21 protein-coding genes and 3 pseudogenes are annotated in these 21560 nt (G+C 54.1%); 15 read left to right on the top strand and 9 right to left on the bottom strand.

The window, feature by feature from the left end:
* The first annotated feature begins 2 nt into the window (after window positions 1-2).
* The 8 genes from murD (at window position 3) to ftsZ (ending at window position 9404) form a co-directional block, all read left to right on the top strand.
* The gene (gene murD, locus ACD630_RS03355; protein ID WP_430358122.1) at window positions 3-1319 is read left to right on the top strand and encodes a UDP-N-acetylmuramoyl-L-alanine--D-glutamate ligase; all 1317 of its coding nucleotides are present in this window, start codon (window positions 3-5) and stop codon (window positions 1317-1319) included.
* On the top strand, window positions 1319-2521 hold the full coding sequence (gene ftsW, locus ACD630_RS03350) for a cell division protein FtsW (protein WP_430358121.1): 1203 nt from the start codon (window positions 1319-1321) through the stop codon (window positions 2519-2521). Before murD ends, ftsW begins: the two co-directional genes overlap by 1 nt.
* The gene (murG, locus tag ACD630_RS03345) at window positions 2518-3582 is read left to right on the top strand and encodes an undecaprenyldiphospho-muramoylpentapeptide beta-N-acetylglucosaminyltransferase (protein ID WP_430358120.1); all 1065 of its coding nucleotides are present in this window, start codon (window positions 2518-2520) and stop codon (window positions 3580-3582) included. The genes ftsW and murG overlap by 4 nt, the downstream gene beginning before the upstream one ends.
* A gap of 90 nt (window positions 3583-3672) precedes the next feature.
* Window positions 3673-5133, top strand: a complete 1461-nt coding sequence (gene murC / locus ACD630_RS03340) for a UDP-N-acetylmuramate--L-alanine ligase (protein WP_430358119.1) — start codon at window positions 3673-3675, stop codon at window positions 5131-5133.
* Window positions 5134-5135: 2 nt separating this feature from the next.
* Window positions 5136-6056 (top strand): D-alanine--D-alanine ligase, encoded by a 921-nt coding sequence (locus ACD630_RS03335; RefSeq protein WP_430358118.1) that lies wholly within the window; start codon window positions 5136-5138, stop codon window positions 6054-6056.
* Between the two features lies 1 nt (window position 6057).
* Entirely contained in the window at window positions 6058-6933 is an 876-nt protein-coding gene (gene ftsQ, locus ACD630_RS03330; protein WP_430358117.1) for a cell division protein FtsQ, read from the top strand.
* Entirely contained in the window at window positions 6930-8186 is a 1257-nt protein-coding gene (ftsA, locus tag ACD630_RS03325) for a cell division protein FtsA (protein ID WP_430358116.1), read from the top strand. The genes ftsQ and ftsA overlap by 4 nt, the downstream gene beginning before the upstream one ends.
* A gap of 66 nt (window positions 8187-8252) precedes the next feature.
* A complete protein-coding gene (ftsZ, locus tag ACD630_RS03320) occupies window positions 8253-9404 on the top strand; it encodes a cell division protein FtsZ (protein ID WP_430358115.1) in 1152 nt (383 codons plus the stop codon).
* A gap of 35 nt (window positions 9405-9439) precedes the next feature.
* Here ftsZ and ACD630_RS03315 read toward each other — a convergent pair whose 3' ends face one another.
* Window positions 9440-9562 carry a hypothetical protein gene (locus ACD630_RS03315; RefSeq protein WP_430358114.1) on the bottom strand — a complete coding sequence of 41 codons (123 nt, stop codon included), beginning with the start codon at window positions 9560-9562 and terminating at the stop codon, window positions 9440-9442.
* 38 nt (window positions 9563-9600) lie between these two features.
* Between ACD630_RS03315 and lpxC the strand changes: the two genes are divergently transcribed.
* Window positions 9601-10518, top strand: coding sequence for a UDP-3-O-acyl-N-acetylglucosamine deacetylase (gene lpxC, locus ACD630_RS03310; protein ID WP_430359872.1), 918 nt, complete (start codon window positions 9601-9603; stop codon window positions 10516-10518).
* Window positions 10519-10562: 44 nt separating this feature from the next.
* Here lpxC and ACD630_RS03305 read toward each other — a convergent pair whose 3' ends face one another.
* Window positions 10563-11093, bottom strand: a complete 531-nt coding sequence (locus ACD630_RS03305; RefSeq protein ID WP_430359871.1) for a DUF721 domain-containing protein — start codon at window positions 11091-11093, stop codon at window positions 10563-10565.
* 34 nt (window positions 11094-11127) lie between these two features.
* On the opposite strand from ACD630_RS03305, the gene secM reads away from it, so the two are divergent.
* The 3 genes from secM (at window position 11128) to mutT (ending at window position 15002) form a co-directional block, all read left to right on the top strand.
* Window positions 11128-11640 (top strand): secA translation cis-regulator SecM, encoded by a 513-nt coding sequence (secM, locus tag ACD630_RS03300; RefSeq protein ID WP_430358113.1) that lies wholly within the window; start codon window positions 11128-11130, stop codon window positions 11638-11640.
* A 177-nt stretch (window positions 11641-11817) separates the two neighbouring features.
* The gene (gene secA, locus ACD630_RS03295; protein WP_430358112.1) at window positions 11818-14526 is read left to right on the top strand and encodes a preprotein translocase subunit SecA; all 2709 of its coding nucleotides are present in this window, start codon (window positions 11818-11820) and stop codon (window positions 14524-14526) included.
* Window positions 14527-14603: 77 nt separating this feature from the next.
* Window positions 14604-15002, top strand: a complete 399-nt coding sequence (mutT, locus tag ACD630_RS03290) for an 8-oxo-dGTP diphosphatase MutT (protein WP_430358111.1) — start codon at window positions 14604-14606, stop codon at window positions 15000-15002.
* Window positions 15003-15039: 37 nt separating this feature from the next.
* Here the strand turns inward: mutT and yacG are convergent, their stop codons facing one another.
* Genes yacG through coaE form a run of 3 tightly spaced genes read right to left on the bottom strand, consistent with a single transcriptional unit; the run spans window position 15040 to window position 16637 of the window.
* Window positions 15040-15240, bottom strand: a complete 201-nt coding sequence (yacG, locus tag ACD630_RS03285; protein WP_430358110.1) for a DNA gyrase inhibitor YacG — start codon at window positions 15238-15240, stop codon at window positions 15040-15042.
* Between the two features lie 24 nt (window positions 15241-15264).
* Window positions 15265-16017 (bottom strand): cell division protein ZapD, encoded by a 753-nt coding sequence (gene zapD / locus ACD630_RS03280; RefSeq protein WP_430358109.1) that lies wholly within the window; start codon window positions 16015-16017, stop codon window positions 15265-15267.
* Between the two features lie 2 nt (window positions 16018-16019).
* On the bottom strand, window positions 16020-16637 hold the full coding sequence (coaE, locus tag ACD630_RS03275) for a dephospho-CoA kinase (RefSeq protein WP_430358108.1): 618 nt from the start codon (window positions 16635-16637) through the stop codon (window positions 16020-16022).
* Window positions 16638-16916: 279 nt separating this feature from the next.
* Here coaE and ACD630_RS03270 point away from each other — a divergent pair.
* Window positions 16917-17201 (top strand): annotated as a pseudogene (locus ACD630_RS03270) (IMP dehydrogenase); the annotation flags it as partial.
* Here the strand turns inward: ACD630_RS03270 and ACD630_RS03265 are convergent.
* Together ACD630_RS03265 and ACD630_RS03260 are read right to left on the bottom strand one after the other, a co-directional pair.
* Entirely contained in the window at window positions 17150-17275 is a 126-nt protein-coding gene (locus tag ACD630_RS03265; protein ID WP_430358107.1) for a hypothetical protein, read from the bottom strand. The pseudogene ACD630_RS03270 and the gene ACD630_RS03265 sit on opposite strands and share 52 nt — an antisense overlap.
* A 231-nt stretch (window positions 17276-17506) precedes the next feature.
* Window positions 17507-17986: a type II secretion system F family protein gene (locus tag ACD630_RS03260; protein ID WP_430359870.1), complete on the bottom strand. Its 480-nt coding sequence runs from the start codon at window positions 17984-17986 to the stop codon at window positions 17507-17509.
* Window positions 17987-18020: 34 nt separating this feature from the next.
* Here ACD630_RS03260 and ACD630_RS03255 point away from each other — a divergent pair.
* Window positions 18021-18842: pseudogene (locus ACD630_RS03255) on the top strand (IS630 family transposase).
* Window positions 18843-18865: 23 nt separating this feature from the next.
* Window positions 18866-19478, top strand: a pseudogene (locus ACD630_RS03250) (galactokinase); the annotation flags it as partial.
* Here ACD630_RS03250 and ACD630_RS03245 read toward each other — a convergent pair.
* Both ACD630_RS03245 and ACD630_RS03240 read right to left on the bottom strand, forming a co-directional pair.
* Window positions 19467-20891: a magnesium transporter gene (locus ACD630_RS03245; protein ID WP_430358106.1), complete on the bottom strand. Its 1425-nt coding sequence runs from the start codon at window positions 20889-20891 to the stop codon at window positions 19467-19469. The pseudogene ACD630_RS03250 and the gene ACD630_RS03245 sit on opposite strands and share 12 nt — an antisense overlap.
* Before the next feature lie 112 nt (window positions 20892-21003).
* On the bottom strand, window positions 21004-21468 hold the full coding sequence (locus ACD630_RS03240) for a DUF1456 family protein (protein WP_430358105.1): 465 nt from the start codon (window positions 21466-21468) through the stop codon (window positions 21004-21006).
* Window positions 21469-21560 lie beyond the last annotated feature (92 nt).

Here is a 21560-nt window from a genome sequence, read left to right as displayed (position 1 = left end):
CTATGATGGACTATCAGGGTAAAAACGTTGTCATTATTGGCCTAGGGATAACCGGGCTTTCCTGCGTTGATTTCTTCCTGACGCGCGGTGTGACGCCGCGCGTGGTGGATACCCGTGTTAGTCCGCTTGGTTTGGATAAGTTGCCTGCCGAGGTTGATCGCCACCTTGGTTCGTTAAATGAAGAGTGGCTGTTAGCGGCTGACCTGATCGTCGCCAGCCCCGGTATTGCACTGGCAACACCCGCGCTGGCCGATGCCGCCGCCGCAGGCGTAGATATTGTGGGCGATATCGAGTTGTTCTGCCGTGAAGCGCAGGCACCGATTGTGGCTATTACTGGCTCCAACGGTAAAAGTACGGTCACTACGCTGGTCGGCGAAATGGCTAAGGCAGCCGGTTGGGCGGTCGGTGTCGGCGGAAATATTGGCCTGCCGGCGCTGACGCTGCTGAAACAGCCGTGCCAACTGTATGTTCTGGAGCTGTCGAGCTTCCAATTGGAAACCACGTCCAGCCTGTGCGCCGCCGCTGCCAGCATTCTCAACGTTACGGAAGATCATACCAACCGCTATCCGTTTGGTATCCAACAGTATCGTGCTGCCAAGTTACGTATCTATGACCATGCGCAGGTGTGTGTGGTGAATGCTGATGACGCGCTAACTATGCCGATTAAAGGCGCTGACGCTCGCTGCATCAGCTTTGGCGTGGACATGGGCGACTATCACCTCAACACCCAGCAGGGCGAAACTTGGTTACGTGTGAAAGGCGAGCGCGTTTTGAATACCAAAGAGATTTCCCTAGTGGGGCAACATAACCACACCAACGCGCTGGCGGCGCTGGCATTGGCGGATACGGTGGAAATTCCTCGCGCGCCCGCGTTAACGGCACTCACCACCTTTACCGGTTTGCCGCACCGTTTCCAGTGCGTGTTGCAGCGTAACGGCGTGCGCTGGATTAACGATTCCAAAGCAACCAACGTTGGTAGCACGGAAGCGGCGCTGAACGGATTACACGTTAAAGGCACACTGCACTTGCTGTTAGGAGGCGACGGTAAGTCAGCCGATTTTTCGCCGCTGCTGCGTTATGTTCAGGGTGACAATATTCGCCTGTATTGCTTCGGGCGTGATGGCGCCCAACTGGCGGCGTTGCGGCCAGAGATAGCAGAGCAAACCGAGACGATGGAGCAAACTCTGCGCGTTATTGCCACGCGCGTCGAACCGGGCGATCTGGTACTGCTGTCTCCGGCGTGTGCCAGCCTCGATCAGTTCAAAAGCTTCGAACAGCGCGGCGATGAGTTCGCCCGATTGGCGGAGGAACTTGGCTGATGCGTTTTATTGGGCTGCCAGTGATTGAACGACTGAAAGGCTGGGTCATGGGGACGCAGGAAAGCGATGTGCAGAGCATCGTGATGTATGACCGCACCCTGCTCTGGCTGACGTTCGGGCTGGCCGTCATCGGGTTCGTAATGGTGACCTCGGCATCCATGCCTGTGGGGCAGCGCTTGACCAGCGACCCGTTCTTTTTTGCCAAGCGTGACGCGTTTTACCTTGGTCTGGCATTTGCGTTGGCGTTGATCACCATGCGCGTGCCGATGGAAGTCTGGCAGCGTTACAGTCCGATATTACTACTGCTCACACTGGTGATGCTCCTAGTGGTGCTGGTGGTCGGCAGTTCGGTAAATGGTGCTTCACGCTGGATCGCGCTAGGGCCACTGCGTGTGCAGCCTGCGGAGTTGTCGAAGCTGGCGCTGTTTTGCTACCTCTCCAGCTACATGGTGCGCAAGGTAGAGGAAGTTCGTAACAACTTCTGGGGCTTTTGCAAACCGATGGGCGTGATGGTGGTGCTGGCCGTTCTACTGCTGGCGCAGCCCGATCTGGGAACGGTGGTTGTGCTGTTTATCACCACGCTGGCGATGTTGTTTTTGGCTGGTGCCAAGCTGTGGCAGTTTCTCTCCATCATTGGCTGCGGCATGTTTGCCGTCGGTTTGCTGATTGTGGCGGAACCCTACCGTATGCGCCGCGTGACGTCGTTTTGGAATCCGTGGGAAGATCCGTTTGGCAGTGGCTACCAGTTAACCCAGTCGCTGATGGCATTTGGCCGCGGCGAGCTGTGGGGGCAAGGATTAGGAAACTCGGTGCATAAACTGGAGTATTTACCGGAAGCGCACACCGACTTTATTTTTTCCATTTTAGGCGAAGAGCTCGGCTATATCGGTGTGGTTTTGGCGTTGTTAATGATATTCTTCGTCGCTTTTCGGGCCATGTCCATCGGCAAGCGCGCGTTGGAGATCGATCAGCGATTTTCCGGCTTTTTGGCATGTTCTATCGGCATCTGGTTTAGTTTCCAAACGCTGGTAAACGTAGGCGCTGCTGCGGGAATGTTACCCACCAAAGGGTTGACGCTGCCGTTAATCAGTTACGGTGGCTCGAGTTTGATCATCATGTCAACCGCCATTGTGTTGCTGTTGCGGATCGATTTTGAGACGCGCCTGACCAAGGCGCAGGCGTTCACGAGGAGTGCCAAATGAGTGGCGAAGGTAAGCGCTTGATGGTGATGGCAGGTGGCACCGGAGGACATGTCTTCCCAGGGCTGGCGGTCGCACATCATTTGATGGCGCAGGGTTGGCAGGTTCGTTGGCTGGGAACTTCCGATCGCATGGAAGCAGATTTGGTACCAAAAAACGGCATTGAGATTGATTTTATTCGTATTTCCGGTTTGCGCGGCAAAGGCATTACGGCGCAACTGTGTGCACCATTGCGGATTTATCGCGCGGTGCGTCAGGCGCAAGCGATCATGAAACGCTATCAACCGGACGTGGTGCTGGGCATGGGCGGCTATGTGTCTGGAGCGGGCGGCCTCGCTGCGTGGTTATGCGGTATCCCGGTGGTGCTGCATGAGCAAAACGGCATTGCGGGATTAACCAACTGCTGGCTATCGCGCATTGCGCGCAAGGTATTACAGGCTTTTCCCGGTGCGTTTCCCAACGCTGACGTGGTGGGTAACCCGGTTCGTACCGATGTGCTGGCGTTGCCTACACCCGATGAACGTTTGGCCGGGCGTGAAGGCCCGATCCGTGTGCTGGTGGTGGGCGGAAGCCAAGGGGCTCGGGTGCTAAACCGCACGTTGCCGGACGTGGCCGCGCGACTGGGTGCTAACGTCACTGTCTGGCACCAGACGGGCAAAGGCGCGTTGTCTGAGGTACAGCAGGCTTATGCAGCAGCAGGTGTGCCGCAGCATAAAGTCACCGAATTTATTGATGACATGGCGCAAGCCTACAGTTGGGCCGACGTGGTGGTGTGCCGCTCTGGTGCGCTTACCGTCAGTGAAATTGCCGCCGCCGGTTTGCCTGCGCTGTTTGTGCCCTTTCAGCATAAAGATCGGCAGCAATATTGGAATGCACTGCCGCTGGAACAGGCAGGTGCGGCCAAAATTATTGAGCAGTCGGCACTGAGTGTTGATGCAGTAAGCGATGTGCTGTCCGGTTGGGAGCGTGCCACGTTGCGCGATATGGCACAGCGTGCCCGTTCCGTGGCGATGCCGGATGCCACTGAACGCGTGGCTGCCGAAGTGGCCGCTGCCGCGCAGTAAGGTGCGGCTGACAGAATAGAATGTATGGGGGCAGGTCGTCTTCCCATGACAAATGAATGAAGTACAAGTGAAAAGGTAGCGGTAGAAAAAGTGAATACACAGCAATTGGCAAAACTGCGTTCCATCGTGCCCGAAATGTATTGCGTGCGGCACATCCATTTTGTCGGCATCGGTGGTGCTGGCATGGGCGGTATTGCCGAAGTGTTAGCGAACGAAGGATACCACATCAGCGGCTCTGACCTGGCACCGAACGCGGTGACGCAGCAGTTGGCGGCGCTGGGGGCGCAGATCTATTTTCATCATCGCCCTGAGAACGTGAAAGATGCCAGCGTTGTGGTGGTATCCAGCGCCATCAGCGCAGATAATCCGGAAATCGTTGCGGCCCACGAGGCGCGTATTCCGGTGATCCGTCGCGCCGAAATGCTGGCCGAATTAATGCGTTTTCGCCACGGTATCGCGATTGCCGGAACTCACGGCAAAACCACGACCACCGCGATGGTCGCCAGTATTTATGGCGAGGCTGGTCTGGATCCGACCTTTGTCAACGGTGGGTTGGTGAAAGCTGCGGGTGTGCATGCGCGCCTGGGCTCCAGCCGTTACCTGATTGCGGAAGCGGACGAAAGCGATGCGTCCTTCCTGCATCTGCAACCGATGGTGGCGATTGTCACCAATATCGAAGCAGATCATATGGATACCTATCAAGGCGATTTTGAAAATTTAAAGCAGACGTTCATCAACTTTTTGCACAATCTGCCGTTTTATGGCCGTGCGGTGATGTGCGTGGACGATGCGGTGATCCGTGAATTGCTGCCGCGCGTAGGGCGTCATATCGCCACCTACGGTTTTAGAGACGACGCCGATGTGCGCGTGGCGGATTACCATCAGTCCGGTGCGCAGGGGCACTTTACGCTGGCGCGTCAAGGTAAGCCGCTGTTGCAGGTTACGCTGAATGCACCGGGCCGCCATAACGCGTTGAACGCGGCAGCAGCGGTTGCCGTGGCGACGGAAGAGGGCATTGATGACGCGGCAATTTTGCGCGCACTGTCCAGTTTTCAGGGAACCGGGCGTCGTTTCGATTTTCTGGGCGAATTCCCGCTGGATGCGGTAAATGGCAGCGCAGGCAGTGTGATGTTGGTGGATGACTACGGCCACCATCCGACAGAAGTGGATGCGACGATCAAAGCCGCTCGTGCCGGTTGGCCGGATAAACGCGTGGTGATGGTGTTTCAGCCGCACCGCTACACGCGTACGCGCGATCTGTATGACGATTTTGCCCACGTGTTGTCGCAAGTGGATGTGTTGCTGATACTGGATGTGTACTCGGCGGGAGAAAGCCCCATTCTTGGTGCTGATAGTCGCTCGCTGTGCCGTACCATTCGTGGACGCGGCAAGGTCGATCCGATTCTGGCCACCGATCCGGATATGCTGGCCACGTTGTTGGCGCCGACGTTACACGATGGCGATCTGGTGCTGATTCAAGGCGCGGGCAATGTGGGTAAGCTGGCGCGTAAACTGGCGGATACCCGCTTACAACCTCTGGTTACGGAGTGAGTATGGCGGAAAAAGTGGCAGTGCTGCTGGGAGGGACATCGGCGGAGCGTGATGTGTCACTGCGTTCCGGTCAGGCGGTGGTTGCCGGACTAAAAGAGGCTGGGGTTAATGCCGAAGCCGTTGATCCGCGCGATTTTCCGGTCACTCGCCTGAAAGAGGCAGGGTTTGGCAAAGTGTTTATCGCCCTGCACGGTCGCGGCGGTGAAGACGGCACGCTGCAAGGGGTATTGGAGTTTTTGCAGCTGCCTTACACCGGCAGTGGGGTGATGGCGTCGGCGCTGACCATGGACAAGTGGCGCACCAAGTTGGTGTGGCAGTCGTTGGGATTACCGATCGCCCCTTATGTCGCGTTGACGCGGGTACAGTATAACGCGTTAACGTCTGAGCAGTTGCAGTCAGCCTGCGCGCATCTCGGGTTGCCGCTGATCGTGAAACCGAGCCGTGAGGGTTCCAGCGTCGGTATGAGTAAAGTGACGCAGCAAGAGGAACTGGTGACGGCGCTGGACACCGCGTTTCAGCATGACGACGATGTGCTGGTTGAGAAGTGGCTGAGTGGGCCGGAGTACACGGTGGCGCTGTTAGGCGAGACGATTCTGCCCTCGATTCGTATTCAGGCGGCGGGCGCGTTTTACGATTATGACGCGAAGTACCTCTCTGACGAGACGCAGTATTTTTGTCCCAGTGGGCTGCTGGCTGAGCAGGAGCAGGCCATCAGTGTACTAGCACAAGCGGCCTTTGCGGCATTGGGGTGTCGCGGCTGGGGACGCGTTGACCTGATGCTGGACGCGGACGGAGCGTTTTACCTGTTGGAGGTGAATACCTCGCCCGGTATGACGGATCACAGCTTGGTGCCGATGGCTGCTAGGCAGCACGGGATGAGCTTCTCGCAGCTCGTCGCGCAGATCCTGGCCTCGGCTGTTTGATATGTCGCAGGCGGCGCGGAATTTGCGCGGACGCGACGAAGAGCCAAAAGGCGGGCGTCGCAGTAACGGTGGGCAGCTGGCTGGATTGTTGTTCCTGCTGGTGGTGCTGGGCACCATCCTGTGGGGCGGCTGGATGGTGTTGCAGTGGATGAAGGATGCCAGTCGGTTACCGCTTTCTCGTTTGGTGGTTACCGGTGAGCGGCACTACACCACCCATGATGATATTCGCCAGGCGATATTGTCGCTGGGCGCGCCGGGCACCTTTATGACCCAGGATGTGGATGTTATCCAGCAGCAGATTGAACGTCTGCCGTGGATCAAACAGGCCAGCGTGCGTAAGCAGTGGCCTGACGAATTAAAGATTCATCTGGTTGAATATGTGCCCGTAGCGCGGTGGAATGACCAGCTGATGGTGGATGCAGAAGGAAATTCCTTCAGCATGCCCGCCGAACGGGTCGGTAATCGCAAAATGCCGTTGCTGTACGGGCCCGAAGGCAGTGAAAACGGTGTGTTGGAAGGCTACCGCACCATGAGTCAGGTGTTGGCGGGCAGTAAGCTGACATTAAAAATGGTGGCGATGAGTGCACGGCATTCGTGGCAGTTGGGGCTGGAAGATGACATCCGTCTGGAATTGGGGCGTGATGAACGGGCCCGGCGTTTGGAACGTTTTCTTGAGCTTTACCCGCTGTTGCAGCGGCAGGCTCAGAACGACAATAAACGTGTTAGCTACGTGGACTTACGTTACGACACCGGTGCCGCGGTAGGATGGGCACCGCCTCTGCTGGATCAGCAGCAGGGAAATGCTCAGCGAAAAGACGTTGATCAAAAACAGAACGGTAATCAGCAACAGAATCAGGCACAGGCTAAACAACAATGATCAAGTCGACGGACAGAAAACTGGTAGTTGGGCTGGAAATCGGTACAGCAAAAGTGGCTGCACTGGTAGGGGAAGTTCTGCCCGATGGCATGGTCAATATCATCGGCGTGGGCAGCTGTCCGTCACGCGGGATGGATAAAGGCGGCGTTAACGATTTGGAATCCGTTGTAAAATGTGTACAGCGGACCATCGACCAAGCCGAACTGATGGCGGATTGTCAAATTTCTTCCGTCTATCTGGCGCTGTCGGGCAAGCACATCAGTTGCCAGAATGAAATCGGTATCGTGCCGATTTCGGAAGAAGAAGTGACGCAGGATGACGTCGAGAGCGTGGTGCACACGGCGAAATCTGTGCGCGTGCGCGATGAACACCGTATTTTGCATGTGATTCCGCAAGAGTACGCCATTGATTACCAAGAGGGGATCAAGAACCCGATTGGGCTTTCGGGCGTGCGCATGCAGGCAAAGGTGCATTTGATCACCTGCCATAACGATATGGCGAAAAACATTGTCAAAGCCGTAGAGCGCTGCGGTTTGAGAGTGGATCAACTGATTTTTGCCGGCTTGGCTTCCAGCTACGCCGTGCTGACAGAAGATGAGCGCGAGTTGGGCGTTTGCGTGGTGGATATCGGTGGTGGCACCATGGATATCGCGGTCTATACCGGCGGTGCGCTGCGTCACACCAAAGTGATCCCTTACGCGGGCAATGTGGTGACCAGTGACATCGCTTATGCATTTGGCACGCCGCCCACGGATGCGGAAGCGATCAAGGTACGCCACGGTTGTGCATTAGGCGCGATTGTCAGCAAGGACGAAAATCTGGAAGTACCGAGCGTTGGTGGTCGGCCGCCACGCAGTCTGCAACGACAGACGCTGGCTGAAGTGATTGAACCGCGTTACACCGAATTGCTCAATTTGGTGAACGATGAAATTTTGCAATTGCAGGAGCAACTACGTCAGCAGGGCGTGAAGCACCATTTGGCCGCCGGCATTGTGCTGACAGGCGGTGCCGCTCAGATCGACGGGCTGGTTGATTGCGCCAAGCGCGTATTCCACACGCAGGTGCGTATCGGCCAGCCACTGAATATAACAGGCTTAACGGATTATGCGCAGGAGCCCTTCTACTCAACGGCGGTCGGGCTGCTGCATTACGGTAAAGAGTCTCACCTGGGCGGTGAGCACGAAGTAGAAAAACGTGGCTCAGTGGGCAATTGGTTTAAACGCATCAGTAGCTGGCTGAGAAAGGAATTTTAATGTTTATCAGAGACCGTGTGGCACACTTGACGGTCTCGCGGTACAGGCACAAAACGGAGAGAAATTATGTTTGAACCAATGGAGTTAACCAACGACGCGGTGATTAAAGTCATCGGCGTCGGCGGTGGCGGCGGTAACGCCGTCGAACATATGGTGCGTGAGCGCATCGAAGGTGTCGAATTCTTCGCAGTGAATACCGATGCGCAGGCACTGCGCAAGACTGCGGTGGGTCAGACTATTCAGATTGGTAGCGGCATCACCAAAGGGCTGGGCGCAGGTGCCAACCCGGAAGTGGGTCGTAACTCGGCGGAAGAAGACCGTGAAGCGCTGCGCGCTGCGCTTGATGGCGCGGACATGGTGTTCATCGCTGCCGGTATGGGCGGCGGCACCGGTACCGGTGCAGCCCCCGTGGTGGCTGAAGTGGCAAAGGATCTCGGTATCCTGACGGTTGCGGTTGTGACCAAGCCCTTCAACTTCGAAGGCAAAAAACGCATGGCGTTTGCCGAGCAGGGGATTGGTGAGATGTCCAAACATGTGGATTCGCTGATCACCATCCCTAACGACAAACTGCTGAAAGTACTGGGTCGCGGTATTTCTTTGCTGGATGCGTTCGGTGCAGCGAACGATGTACTGAAAGGCGCTGTCCAAGGTATTGCCGAACTGATTACCCGTCCGGGCCTGATGAACGTGGACTTTGCGGACGTGCGCACCGTGATGTCAGAAATGGGTTATGCCATGATGGGGTCTGGCGTGGCGCGCGGTGAAGACCGTGCCGAAGAAGCGGCTGAAATGGCGATTTCCAGCCCGCTGCTGGAAGATATCGACCTGTCTGGCGCGCGCGGCGTGTTGGTCAACATCACGGCGGGTTTTGACCTGCGTCTGGATGAGTTCGAAACCGTGGGTAACACCATTCGTGCGTTCGCCTCTGACAATGCCACCGTGGTGATTGGTACCTCGTTGAATCCGGACATGAACGACGAACTGCGCGTCACCGTGGTGGCGACCGGTATCGGCATGGACAAGCGTCCGGAAATTACGCTGGTGACCAACAAGCAAGCCAGCCAACCGGTTATGGATCACCGTTATCAGCAGCACTGTATGACGCCGCTGACGCAGGAAAAACCGGCGGCCAAGGTGGTTAATGACCAAACGGTACAAACTAACAAAGAGCCTGACTATTTGGATATTCCCGCATTTTTGCGCAAACAAGCGGACTAACTTCCGCTTTGTGATTGGAATCTCCGCTCTTTGTGCTAAACTGCCCCGCCGATCCTGGTGTAAGCTAGGGCGGTTGGTTCAGTATAGCCAAGCGACATTATTTTGATAACAATTAGCTGTATTTTTTTGCCACATATCAGTGCATTAGCTGTAATCATTTTTAAGTCGGTTGGCTATAACATTGCGAGATAATACGATGATCAAACAACGTACATTAAAGCGTATCGTACAGGCGACGGGCGTCGGTTTGCATACCGGCAAGAAAGTCACGCTGACGATGCGACCTGCACCGGCGAATACCGGGGTCATCTATCGCCGCACTGACTTGAATCCACCGGTTGATTTTCCGGCTGATGCCAAATCCGTGCGTGATACCATGCTCTGTACTTGCCTAGTAAACGAGCATGACGTGCGTATTTCAACGGTGGAACACCTGAACGCCGCCTTGGCGGGGTTGGGTATCGATAACATCGTGATTGATGTTGATGCCCCGGAAATTCCAATTATGGATGGCAGTGCAAGTCCGTTCGTTTACCTGCTGCTTGATGCCGATATTGAAGAGCTGAACTGTGCCAAAAAGTTTGTTCGCATCAAACAGCCTGTTCGGGTTGAAGACGGTGATAAATGGGCAGAACTGACCCCGTATAACGGTTTCAGCCTTGATTTCACTATCGATTTTAACCACCCAGCCATTGATGCAGGTTCACAGCGCTATTGCCTTGATTTCTCAGCAGATGCGTTTATTCGCCAGATCAGCCGTGCGCGTACTTTCGGCTTTATGCGTGATATCGAATACCTGCAATCCCGCGGCCTGTGCTTGGGCGGCAGTATGGATTGCGCTATCGTGGTAGACGATTATCGTGTGCTGAACGAAGATGGCCTGCGTTTTGAAGACGAGTTTGTGCGTCACAAAATGCTGGATGCTATCGGCGACCTGTTCATGTGTGGTTATAACATCATTGGTGCGTTCTCTGCGTTCAAATCTGGTCACGCGCTCAACAACAAATTGTTGCAGGCGGTGTTGGCTAAGCAGGAAGCGTGGGAATACGTCACCTTTGAAAACAAGCGCGAAGTGCCATTGGCGTTCAAAGCGCCTTCTACGGCGTTGGCGTAACCGACATCGGGCGTTAGTGTCGTCGTTCAGGCGAATGTGACAGGTTATTTCTTCTGTTGGCTGGTTTTACTCGTACCCTCTCCGGCGAGTGAAGCCAGCCTTTCTAATATTTTCCTCAATTTTTCCGGACTGTGGCTGGCTAAATGTCGGAGCGTCTCGGCACTTTGTTTGCTCAGCTGACGGGGCGGCGTATCTGAATTTTTGTTTTCTGCGCTCAAATTATCCTTTCCCGATACCGTTTCATCCCCTTTTGCGGCCAGCGCGGGATTAATCCTGATGTCGATCGATGCCAATGATGGTAATATCTGAACGCGCAATGCTGAGAGTAGCGAGGGTTGCTCATAACGTAACCGCATTAACCAGCTTGCATTGGCAGTTTCCAGAATCAGGTGGCCTTGTCGATAATTCGCGACGCGACACCACGGGTGCAGCTGAGAAGGCAGTAAGCCTTTCAGGGCCCGATTAAGTTTTAACAAGACGATAGCGCTCTGTTGGACATCGTGCAAGGGGCCTTTATTTCCCCCTGACACGCTATCGAGCAGGGACTCCAGTGATTGGGGGCGGCTATCACGCATAGGCATCAGGCTCCGGTGGGCAAATAAACTCGTCATGGGTATTCTAAATCGTTGGCGACAATTTGGCAGACGTTATTTTTGGCCACATCTCCTGTTGGGGATGGTTGCGGCCAGCCTTGGTCTGCCGACCAGCCTTAACGAAACCAACGAGCATGCTTCTGCGTCAAACGCGACGGCCAGTATCAGTCGCCAGAATCCCGTTGCTTTCAGCCTGACCGAACTGGCCAGTTTGAAAGAGGTGCATCGCCGTACGTCATTTGGTATCGATTATTGGCATCAACATGCCATTCGCACGGTTATTCGCCATCTCTCGTTTGCGTTGACGGTGCCTCAGGCACACGCATTGCCGGAGGCCGAGGCGGCGTTGAGTGCTCACCCGCTGGTGATTCTGGATACGCTCAATGCGCTATTGACGTTGCCGGAAACCCCCTCGGCGTTACACCCTTTACCGCGTGGCACCCTAGTTTTTGCCGCTTCTCCTCACCGTACCGGGCTGTGGTTGTCTCAAGTCCGTGGCATCCGTGCCGGGCCAGCACGCTCTGCCTGACACGCCGTTTCACTCGCGTTTTCCTAGCGTATAACGATGAACATGGACAATGTCACTGTTCTGAATACAAACGCGAATACCGCTTCTTCTCGCCGATCTCCGGATTGCGATGAAAGGAATTATGAGTAGCTATCGTATCGTCGCTGAAACAGTGGCCTACGTGAGAATAAAATCATTATGTTAACCAGTATTCTGACTAAAGTTTTTGGCAGCCGTAACGATCGTACGCTGCGCCGTATGCGTAAAGTGGTTGATGTGATCAACCGAATGGAACCGGCCATCGAAGCGCTGTCGGATGATGAACTGAAGGCAAAAACCGCTGAATTCCGCGCGCGTCTTGAAAAAGGGGAAACCCTTGAAGCGTTACTGCCTGAGGCGTTCGCGGTGGTGCGTGAAGCCAGTAAGCGTGTGTTTGGTATGCGCCATTTTGACGTCCAGTTGATGGGCGGCATGGTACTGAACGAACGCTGCATCGCAGAAATGCGTACCGGTGAAGGTAAGACTCTGACCGCAACGTTGCCTGCCTACCTCAATGCCCTGACCGGCCGTGGCGTGCACGTGGTGACAGTGAACGACTACCTGGCACAGCGTGACGCCGAGAATAACCGCCCGCTGTTTGAATACCTGGGCTTGACGGTTGGCATCAACCTGCCGGGCATGCCTGCACCAGCCAAACGTGAAGCCTATGCGGCCGATATCACTTACGGTACCAACAACGAGTACGGCTTTGACTATCTGCGCGACAACATGGCATTCAGCCCCGAAGAGCGCGTGCAGCGTAAGCTTTATTATGCGTTGGTGGATGAAGTGGACTCCATCCTGATTGATGAAGCGCGTACCCCGCTGATCATTTCCGGTCCGGCGGAAGATAGCTCCGATCTCTATATTCGCGTCAATAAGATCATTCCGCACCTGATTCGTCAGGAAAAAGAAGACTCCGATACCTTCCACGGTGAAGGGCACTTCTCGGTGGATGAAAAAGCGCGTCAGGTTAACCTGACCGAACGCGGTCTGGTACTGGTGGAGGAACTGCTGGTAAAACAAGGCATCATGGATGATGTGGAGTCGCTGTATTCTCCAACCAATATCATGCTGATGCACCATGTTACCGCAGCGCTGCGCGCCCATGTGCTGTTCACCCGTGATGTTGACTACATCGTAAAAGACGGCGAAGTGATCATCGTGGATGAGCACACCGGTCGTACCATGCAGGGGCGTCGCTGGTCCGATGGTTTGCACCAAGCGGTGGAAGCCAAAGAGAACGTGAAGATCCAGAACGAAAACCAGACGCTGGCATCGATCACCTTCCAGAACTACTTCCGCCTGTACGAAAAGCTGGCTGGGATGACCGGTACGGCCGATACCGAAGCGTTCGAATTCAGCTCCATTTATAAGCTCGATACCATTGTGGTACCGACCAACCGCCCGATGATCCGTAAAGATTTACCCGATCTGGTCTACATGACTGAACAGGAAAAGATCGACGCGATCATTGAAGATATTAAAGAGCGTAGCGTGAAGGGCCAGCCAGTGCTGGTGGGGACTATCTCCATCGAAAAATCGGAAGTGGTGTCAGAAGCGCTGACCAAAGCAGGCATCAAGCACAACGTCCTGAACGCCAAATTCCACGCCAAGGAAGCGGATATCGTTGCGCAGGCCGGTCAGGAAAGTGCAGTGACCATCGCCACCAACATGGCGGGCCGTGGTACCGATATCGTGCTGGGCGGTAGCTTGCAGGCCGATTTGGCGCTGCTGGACGATCCGGATGAGGCCGCGATTGCCGAAGCTAAAGCCGCATGGCAAGTACGTCACGATTCGGTATTGGCAGCTGGTGGTTTGCACATTATCGGTACGGAACGTCATGAATCACGCCGTATCGATAACCAGTTGCGTGGCCGTTCTGGTCGTCAGGGGGATGCGGGTTCCTCCCGTTTTTACCTGTCGATGGAAGATGCGCTGATGCGTATTTTTGCTTCCGATCGCGTCTCCAACATGATGCGTAAACTGGGAATGAAACCGGGTGAAGCCATTGAGCACCCGTGGGTGACTAAAGCGATCGCTAACGCCCAGCGCAAAGTGGAAAGCCGCAACTTTGATATTCGTAAGCAGTTGCTGGAATATGATGACGTTGCTAACGATCAGCGTCGTGCCATTTACACCCAGCGTAATGAATTGCTGGACGTGCTGGATATCAGCGAAACCATCAACAGCATCCGTGAAGATGTGTTTAAACTGGCTATTGATAACCACATCCCGCCGCAGTCGCTGGAAGAGCAGTGGGATATCGAAGGGCTGGAGCAGCGCCTGAAAAACGATTTCGACCTCGATTTGCCGATTTCAGCATGGTTGGATGAAGAGCATACGCTGCATGAAGAGACCCTGCGTGAGCGTATCCTGCAACAGGCCATCGATGTCTATCAGCGTAAAGAAGAAGTGGTCGGTATCGATGTGATGCGCAACTTCGAGAAGGGCGTGATGCTGCAAACGCTGGATTCTCTGTGGAAAGAGCATCTGGCGGCGATGGATTATCTGCGTCAGGGTATCCACCTGCGCGGTTATGCGCAGAAAGATCCGAAGCAGGAGTACAAGCGCGAATCCTTCTCGATGTTTGCCAGCATGCTGGAGTCCTTGAAATATGAAGTGATCAGCACGCTGAGCAAGGTGCAGGTCAGAATGCAGGAAGAAGTTGAAGCGCTGGAGCAACAGCGTCGCGAAGCGGCGGAGCGTCTGGCGTGTCAGCAACAGCTGAGCCACCAGAGCGACGATCAGGTCAGCGCGGCGGCAGCGGCTGCCGGGCAGGGCGATCGCAAGATTGGTCGTAACGATCCGTGCCCGTGCGGCTCTGGTAAAAAGTACAAGCAGTGCCATGGCCGTTTGCAGCACTAATGCCTCGCTCACTGTGATATAACGAAGAGGCGGTCAATGGCCGCCTTTTATTTGGCTGGAGTCTGAAGGAGTAAGTCGTGCGTAAACACCTGAACGTTGCGGTAGGCATTATTCGTAATGCGCAACGCGAGTTTTTTATCGCCCGTCGCCCTCAGGGCGTACACATGGGAGGAATGTGCGAGTTTCCTGGCGGAAAAGTGGAGCCGGGCGAAACTGCGGAACAGGCGCTGATTCGTGAACTGCGTGAAGAAGCAGGGATTGAAGCGCTGGCACCGATAGCGCTGAACAGCAAAACCGTGGAAACCGATGAGCGCATCATTACGCTGCACTTCTTTATGGTTGAACGCTGGCAGGGTGAACCCTATGGGCGTGAAGGGCAGCCTTCTCGCTGGCTGGATGCCGCGTCGCTGCTGGAAGATGAATTTCCTCCCGCCAACGCCGAGATGATCCGCTGGCTGAAGGAAACGCATTGCTAAATCGGTGCAACAACCCCCGCTGATTAATCGTCAGGCGTTAATGGCGAGGTTCTTCGCTCCATTCGTCGCTGTTCGAAATATCTTCATTGCTCGGGATGCGCTTTTCTTCATCTGCCCATTCCCCGAGGTCGATAAGCTGGCAGCGTTTGCTGCAAAAGGGGCGATAAGGGCTATTTTCTCCCCACTCAACCGACTTTTTACAGGTAGGGCAGCTAACAGTGAAGGTTTCGTTATCCATGCTTTTTTCCTACAACAATATCGGTTAACAACAGGCTAATTCAAAGGACAGATGCGCAGGAACCTGACCATTTTCACTGTCTAATGGCAAGAAGCGAATCGCAAAGCGTGATTTATGGCCTGATACCTGAGGGTAAAGCTGATGCTCGATAGCCAATTGCAAACGAATCAGGTCGGCATCTACCGCGTTATCTTGAAAGAATCCGTTCAAACTGGTTTGTGCCCGAAAAGTACCCGAGTGGCGAATTAGCTCCAGCACCTGGTCGAGTGAGTTTTTTAGCGGTGACAGCGAGTGTAGCCAGGTATCGATCACTTGTTGCTTCTGCGCCTGCGGCTGATGCAGCCACAGATGCAGGGTTGGCACATCAAAACTGCAACAACCGCCCGGAATGCTCAGGCGCTGCCGTACCATGCCAATTAACTTGTCTTCGCGCAAGAATTGCCCCATGCGTGGGGCAGACATCAGCACAGCAGCGAGTTGCTTCAAACGCTGGCGTAGTGCATGGATACGGTCATGATCGACGCCGGGTACATCGCTCCATTGCAGTAGCTTTTGTTGCTGACGCTCCAGCTCTTTGAGCAGTTCAGTACGAATGTCTCCGCGTTCTAGCACGTCGAGCAAATCGACCAGGGCACGGAAGAAGGCCAGCGCACTGCCCATATCTGCCCAACTGTGATTTTCATGCAGCTGTTGTAGCAGCGTTTCCAAACGTAGCCAAGTACGCGTCTTTTCATTGAGTGGGTATTCAAACAACACGGTGGAAAGGGCATCGCTCATTGTTACTTGTCCTGTCGGTCGTTGTCGGCGGCAAGGGCGAGGTAGCGTTGATGTAACGCGGCGACCTGCTCCATCCACGCCCCAGTGCGACCGTTGTTATCAATAATGTCATCCGCGCAGGCCAACCGCTGTTCACGCGTTGCCTGTGCCGCGAGTATGTTCTCAGCCTGCTGGCGATTTACCTTGTCGCGAGCAAGCAGGCGTTCTAATTGCGTGTCTCTTTCCACATCAACGACCGCCACGCGCTGTGCCAGGGATTGCAGCCCATTCTCCACCAACAGCGGCACTACCCACAGCACATAGGGGCCTTTTGCCTGCTGCCATTGTCGCCGTGTTTCTGCATGAATCAAGGGGTGCAATAAGGCATTTAGCCACGTTTTATCCTCTGTTGAGGAAAAGATGCGCTGGCGGAGCATGGCACGATTCAAGGTGCCATCGCTATTCAACATATCGTTACCAAAATGCGCCTGAATAGCCGATAACGCTGGCGCACCGGGCTCTACCACCTGACGTGCGATGACATCGGCATCGACAACCGGGATCCCAAAGGTGGCGAAGGCATCGGCGACCAAACTTTTGCCGCTGCCGATGCCACCTGTTAAGGCTACGATATAGGTCATAACGCCTTGCGTGAAAATGAGCAGGTAAATTTATGGGATTCTAGCCCAAATAAAGGGAAAATCGCAGTCTTGTTGTTGCATTATAGCCAAGCGACATTATTTTGATAACAATTATCTGTATTTTTTTGCCACATATCAGGGCATTGGATGTAATCATTTTTAAGTCTTTTGGCTATATTACTGCGTATGATGAGGTAACTGGGAATGGCCTTCTCCCTTTGTACTTTACGTGGCCGCATTGCTGGCATACTCGCTGCTATAACCAGAAAGATAACCGTCATGCGTATTGAAGAAGATCTGAAGCTCGGTTTCAAAGATGTCCTTATTCGCCCCAAGCGTTTTACCTTGAAAAGTCGTTCTGATGTTGAATTGGAACGCCAATTCACCTTCCTTCATGCTCAGAGCTCCTATTCTGGTGTACCGGTGATTGCAGCCAATATGGATACCGTAGGCACCTTTCGCATGGCGTGTGCGCTGGCGGAATTTGATGTGCTGACCGCGGTACATAAGCACTACAGCGTTGAGCAGTGGGCGCAGTTCGTCAACGACGCGCCTGAAACGGTATAGCCAAGCGACATTATTTTGATAACAATTAGTTGTATTTTTTTGCCACATATCAGGGCATTGTGTGTAATCATTTTTAAGTCGGTTGGCTATATATTCCGCAGAATCGGGATTAGCGCTTCCTGATAGGCAACATAGGGAAGGGTGGAGGCGGCTGTCAGCCCAGCGCGTTGCGTCAAGGCGAGCAGCGTGAAAAGATAGCTCAATGCCTCTCCTCGTATCAGTGTGCCAACTAGCGGGATCTTCAGCAAAAAACGCTCTTCCTGCCGTCGTAGGGCTATGGAGCGGGCGCGGCACACTGGATATCACAGTACGATGCTCACCGGTAGCGTAAGTAGCAGTAGCGCGCGATGGGCTACCACATCTGCCAGTGCCAAAACGCACTGAGTCAGTGGCGGTAGCGGTGTCTCGAATGCCTCATACAGGCTGGCAAATTCGGGTAATACCCATATCAGCATGATGATACTCAGCGTAACGCTAACGCCCAGAACAAAACCAGGATAGCGCAGCGCTTGTTTCACTTTCTTTTGCAGTTGAAGCTGCTGCTCTTGCTGCGCCGCCAACTGTTGGCAACACACATCCAGTTTGCCGGTCATCTCCCCAACGGCAACCAGGGTAGGATAAAGCGTAGGAAATACCTGTGGGTAGTGGTACAGGACATCGGAAAAAGATTCGCCTTCGGCAATGTCATCGGCTAATGCGTTAATCAGGCATCGCCATCCCGGCAGTTCATGCTGTTCGGCCAGCAGTCGCAGTGCATTCAGCAGCGGCAGGCCAGCCTGTATAGCTAAACGACTTAATTTTGATTAGATTATTTAAATGAGCTATTCAATTGATTTTAGACGTAAAGTGATATCTACACGGGAAGAAGAAGGGTTGAGTATCCGAGAAACAGCGAAGCAATTTCGGATTGGCCCTGCCTCTGTATCGCGTTGGATTAATCAAATAGCGTCAAAAGCATCGACCACGCGTCAGTGAAAGAGCGATAAATCCGAGTTGATAAAAGATGTTGAACCATATCCAGATGCTTACCAAAAAGAACGTGCAGAGCGTTTTGGCGTTTGTCAGAAGGCCATTTGGCAAGCTCTTAAAAAGCTGGGATTGACCTATAAAAAAAACGCTACGTCATCCGAAAGCCGACGAAAGCGCCCGGCAAGCATTTCAACAAAAAAACAACAGTATGAAAAAGAAGGTAAACCTATTGTTTTTATTGATGAAAGTGGTTTTCCACACGATACCCCACGGACTCACGGCTATTCCCCAAAAGGTCAACGGTGTTTTGGCCTGAAGAACGGGGGAGCCAAGGGAAGAACAAATGTTATCGGCGCGTTATTAGGCACAACGCTGTTTGCTATCGGATTATTTGATATCAATATTAACAGCGATGTTTTCTATTCTTGGGTCACACAAGTCCTTATCCCAGTACTCCCTAAAAACAGGGTAATCGTGATGGACAATGCAACTTTTCACAAAAAACATAATATTCAACAAGTCATCATCGATGCAGGGTATATGGTGGAGTATTTGCCTACATATTCGCCAGATCTTAACCCCATTGAGCATAAATGGGCACAAGCAAAAAGCAAAAAAAGAGAGAGTGGTTGCGATACAGAGATTTTGTTCTCAGTCCATATGGTGTAATCAAAATTAAGTCGCTTGGCTATAAAACGCTCTATGCGTTACCGCTCAGCCCGTTGGATCTGGCGCTGAACGGCCAGCAGACAGAAAACTACTTTGTCGGTTGGCTATAACGTGCGGCGTGGTCTGGTGGACAGCGAATACAATACCCGGCGCGCACAGTGTGAGGCAGCAGCGCGGCATTTTGGTGTGAAAGCGCTGCGCGATGTCTCACTGGCACAGTTTGAAGCCGAGCGTGCGGGGCTGGATGCGATAGTGGCACAGCGTGCGCGCCATATCGTCACCGAAAACCAGCGCACGCTGGAAGCCGCCGCGGCGCTTACGGCAGGCGATATCCCGCATCTTTCCCGTCTGATGGCGGAATCGCACTGCTCAATGCGTGACGATTTTGCCATTACGGTGCCGCCTATCGACACGCTGGTTGCGCTGATCGACGACTATATCGGTGAACGCGGCGGGGTACGTATGACCGGCGGTGGTTTCGGCGGCTGTGTCGTTGCTCTGTTGCCTACTGCGTTAACGGCAGAGGTCTGTGATCGGGTGGCGCGGGATTATCCGGCCCGCACTGGCTCGCCAGCTACGCTTCATATCTGCCAGCCGTCGGCAGGGGCTGGGGTGTTGCCTGCATCAGGGCAGTAGAAACAGGGTCGCCAGCCCGAGGAAGATAAAAAAGCCGCCAGTGTCGGTGATCGCGGTGATCATCACGCTTGAGCCGACGGCGGGATCGCGGCCCAGTTTTACCATTGCCAGCGGGATCGTCACTCCCATGCTGGCGGCCAGCAGCAAGTTGAGCAGGATGGCCAGCATCATGACGCCGCCCATAGCGATGTTGCCGTACAGCAGCACGGTGATGACGGCGAGCACGGCGCCCCACACTAGACCATTGACAACGGCAACGCCCAACTCTTTAAACAGCAAGGTCGATTTTTTGCCGTGATCCAGCTGGTGTAGCGCCAGCGCACGCACGATCATGGTGATGGTTTGGTTGCCGGTATTGCCGCCGATGCCAGTGACAATCGGCATTAACGTTGCCAACGCCACCAGATGCGCCAGCGTGTCTTCGAACAAGCCAATAACCCGGGACGCGATCAAGGCGGTGCAGAGGTTGATGGCCAGACAGCCTGAACGGTTTTTTACCGCTGTGGCCACCGGCGCATAGACATCTTCTGACGCCGTCAATCCGCCCGAGCGGCGCAGATGGTGATCGCTGGTGCGACTAACCCGATCCAGAATATCTTCCACGGTGACGCGCCCCAACAGCTTGCCTTTGCTGTCGACAACGGCGGCGGAAATCAGATCGTAGCGTTCGAACGCGCTGGCGACGTCATCCGTTTCCGTTTCCGGTTTGAACAGAATCAGCTCAGTATCCATTGCCTGCTCAACCCGTGTGTTTGGCTTGTGTAGCAGAATATTGGTCAGCGTGAGTTCACCCAGCAGGCGGTTTTTACGATCGGTGACAAACAGTTTGTCGGTAGCGTCGGGGATCACCTTATGCCAACGCAGAAAACGTTGTACTACTGCCAGTGTAACGTCCGGTCGTACCGTCAGCAGGTTGAAATCAACCAGATAACCGACAGAATCTTCGTCGTACTGGATGGTTTCTCGCAGTTGTGCCCGCTGGCGGGGCTCCAGCGCGGTGAGTATACGGCCCAACAGGTGGCGCGGCAGGCGACGTGCTAACTGCGCCTGCTCATCGATATCCAGCGGACGAATGGCGCGCAGGATATCTTTGTCGCTCATCTGGGCGATCAGACCATCAGAAATGGTGTCCGAAGCCTCATATAACACAAAGCCACGTTTCTCGAGCGGTGTCAGGCACCATAGCGCTTGTCGCGCTTCGGGCGGCAGCGATTCCAACAGGTCTGCAAGGTCAGCAGCATGTAATTCGGTAAGCAGTGCACAGATCTCGGCGGTGTGGTCGAGAAGCCGCTTCTTTTCATCCTCATCACCCGGGGGCTGCTGGATGATGAGGCTTTCCACCAGCGCAGGATTGTCCAGCAACAACAAGGAAATGCGGTGGCGAATGGCCGAGAGCTTTTTGACGCTTGGCATGATCGTTTTTCTCAGTGATTATCACGTTCACGTGCTAGAAATCGAGTATTGTCAGTGCCTTTTACTATGGATAGTCAGACAACACTCATGCCTTTTTGTTGACGGGGCGCTCTTATCCTTTGCGTACCCGCGCAGCCAGCCCTTTTAGGAAGTAGCGTATAACCTGATCGCCGCAGGTGCGATAGTTTTTGTGGTCAGGTGCGCGCATCATTGCGGTGATTTCCGGCAGTGAAATACGAAAATTTTGTGTCAGCAGAATTGCCTGAATATCATCCGTTTTTAATGAGAAAGCGACACGCAGTTTTTTCAGGATAATGTTATTGGTCACCTTGCGTTCAAACTGCGGCGCAGGCTGTTTTTCATCTTGACCGCGTTTTTGCAGAATCAGCCCAGTCAGGAAATAACTCATCACGATGTCCGGGCAAGGCTGATAGCCTTCCTCTCCCTCTTTTTTGACGTAGCTCGCCAACTGCTGGGGAGGGACGGTCATCTCCACCAGCGCCAGAATCTTTAGCAGGTGGTCATTATTGAAATTCAGCATATAGCGTACACTGCGCAAGATATCATTGTTCATCATTACCGGTTTTTTCTCGCCATTCGTTTTGGTTATTGTTGGAGAGTATAAGGGATCGCGGAAAATGTGACACTGAAGTGTTAAAACGGGGTGTG

Origin of the sequence: Symbiopectobacterium sp. RP, assembly GCF_050472005.1 — a bacterium.
Classification (GTDB): Bacteria; Pseudomonadota; Gammaproteobacteria; order Enterobacterales; family Enterobacteriaceae; genus Symbiopectobacterium.
This window is presented reverse-complemented; position numbering and strand designations above follow the sequence as displayed.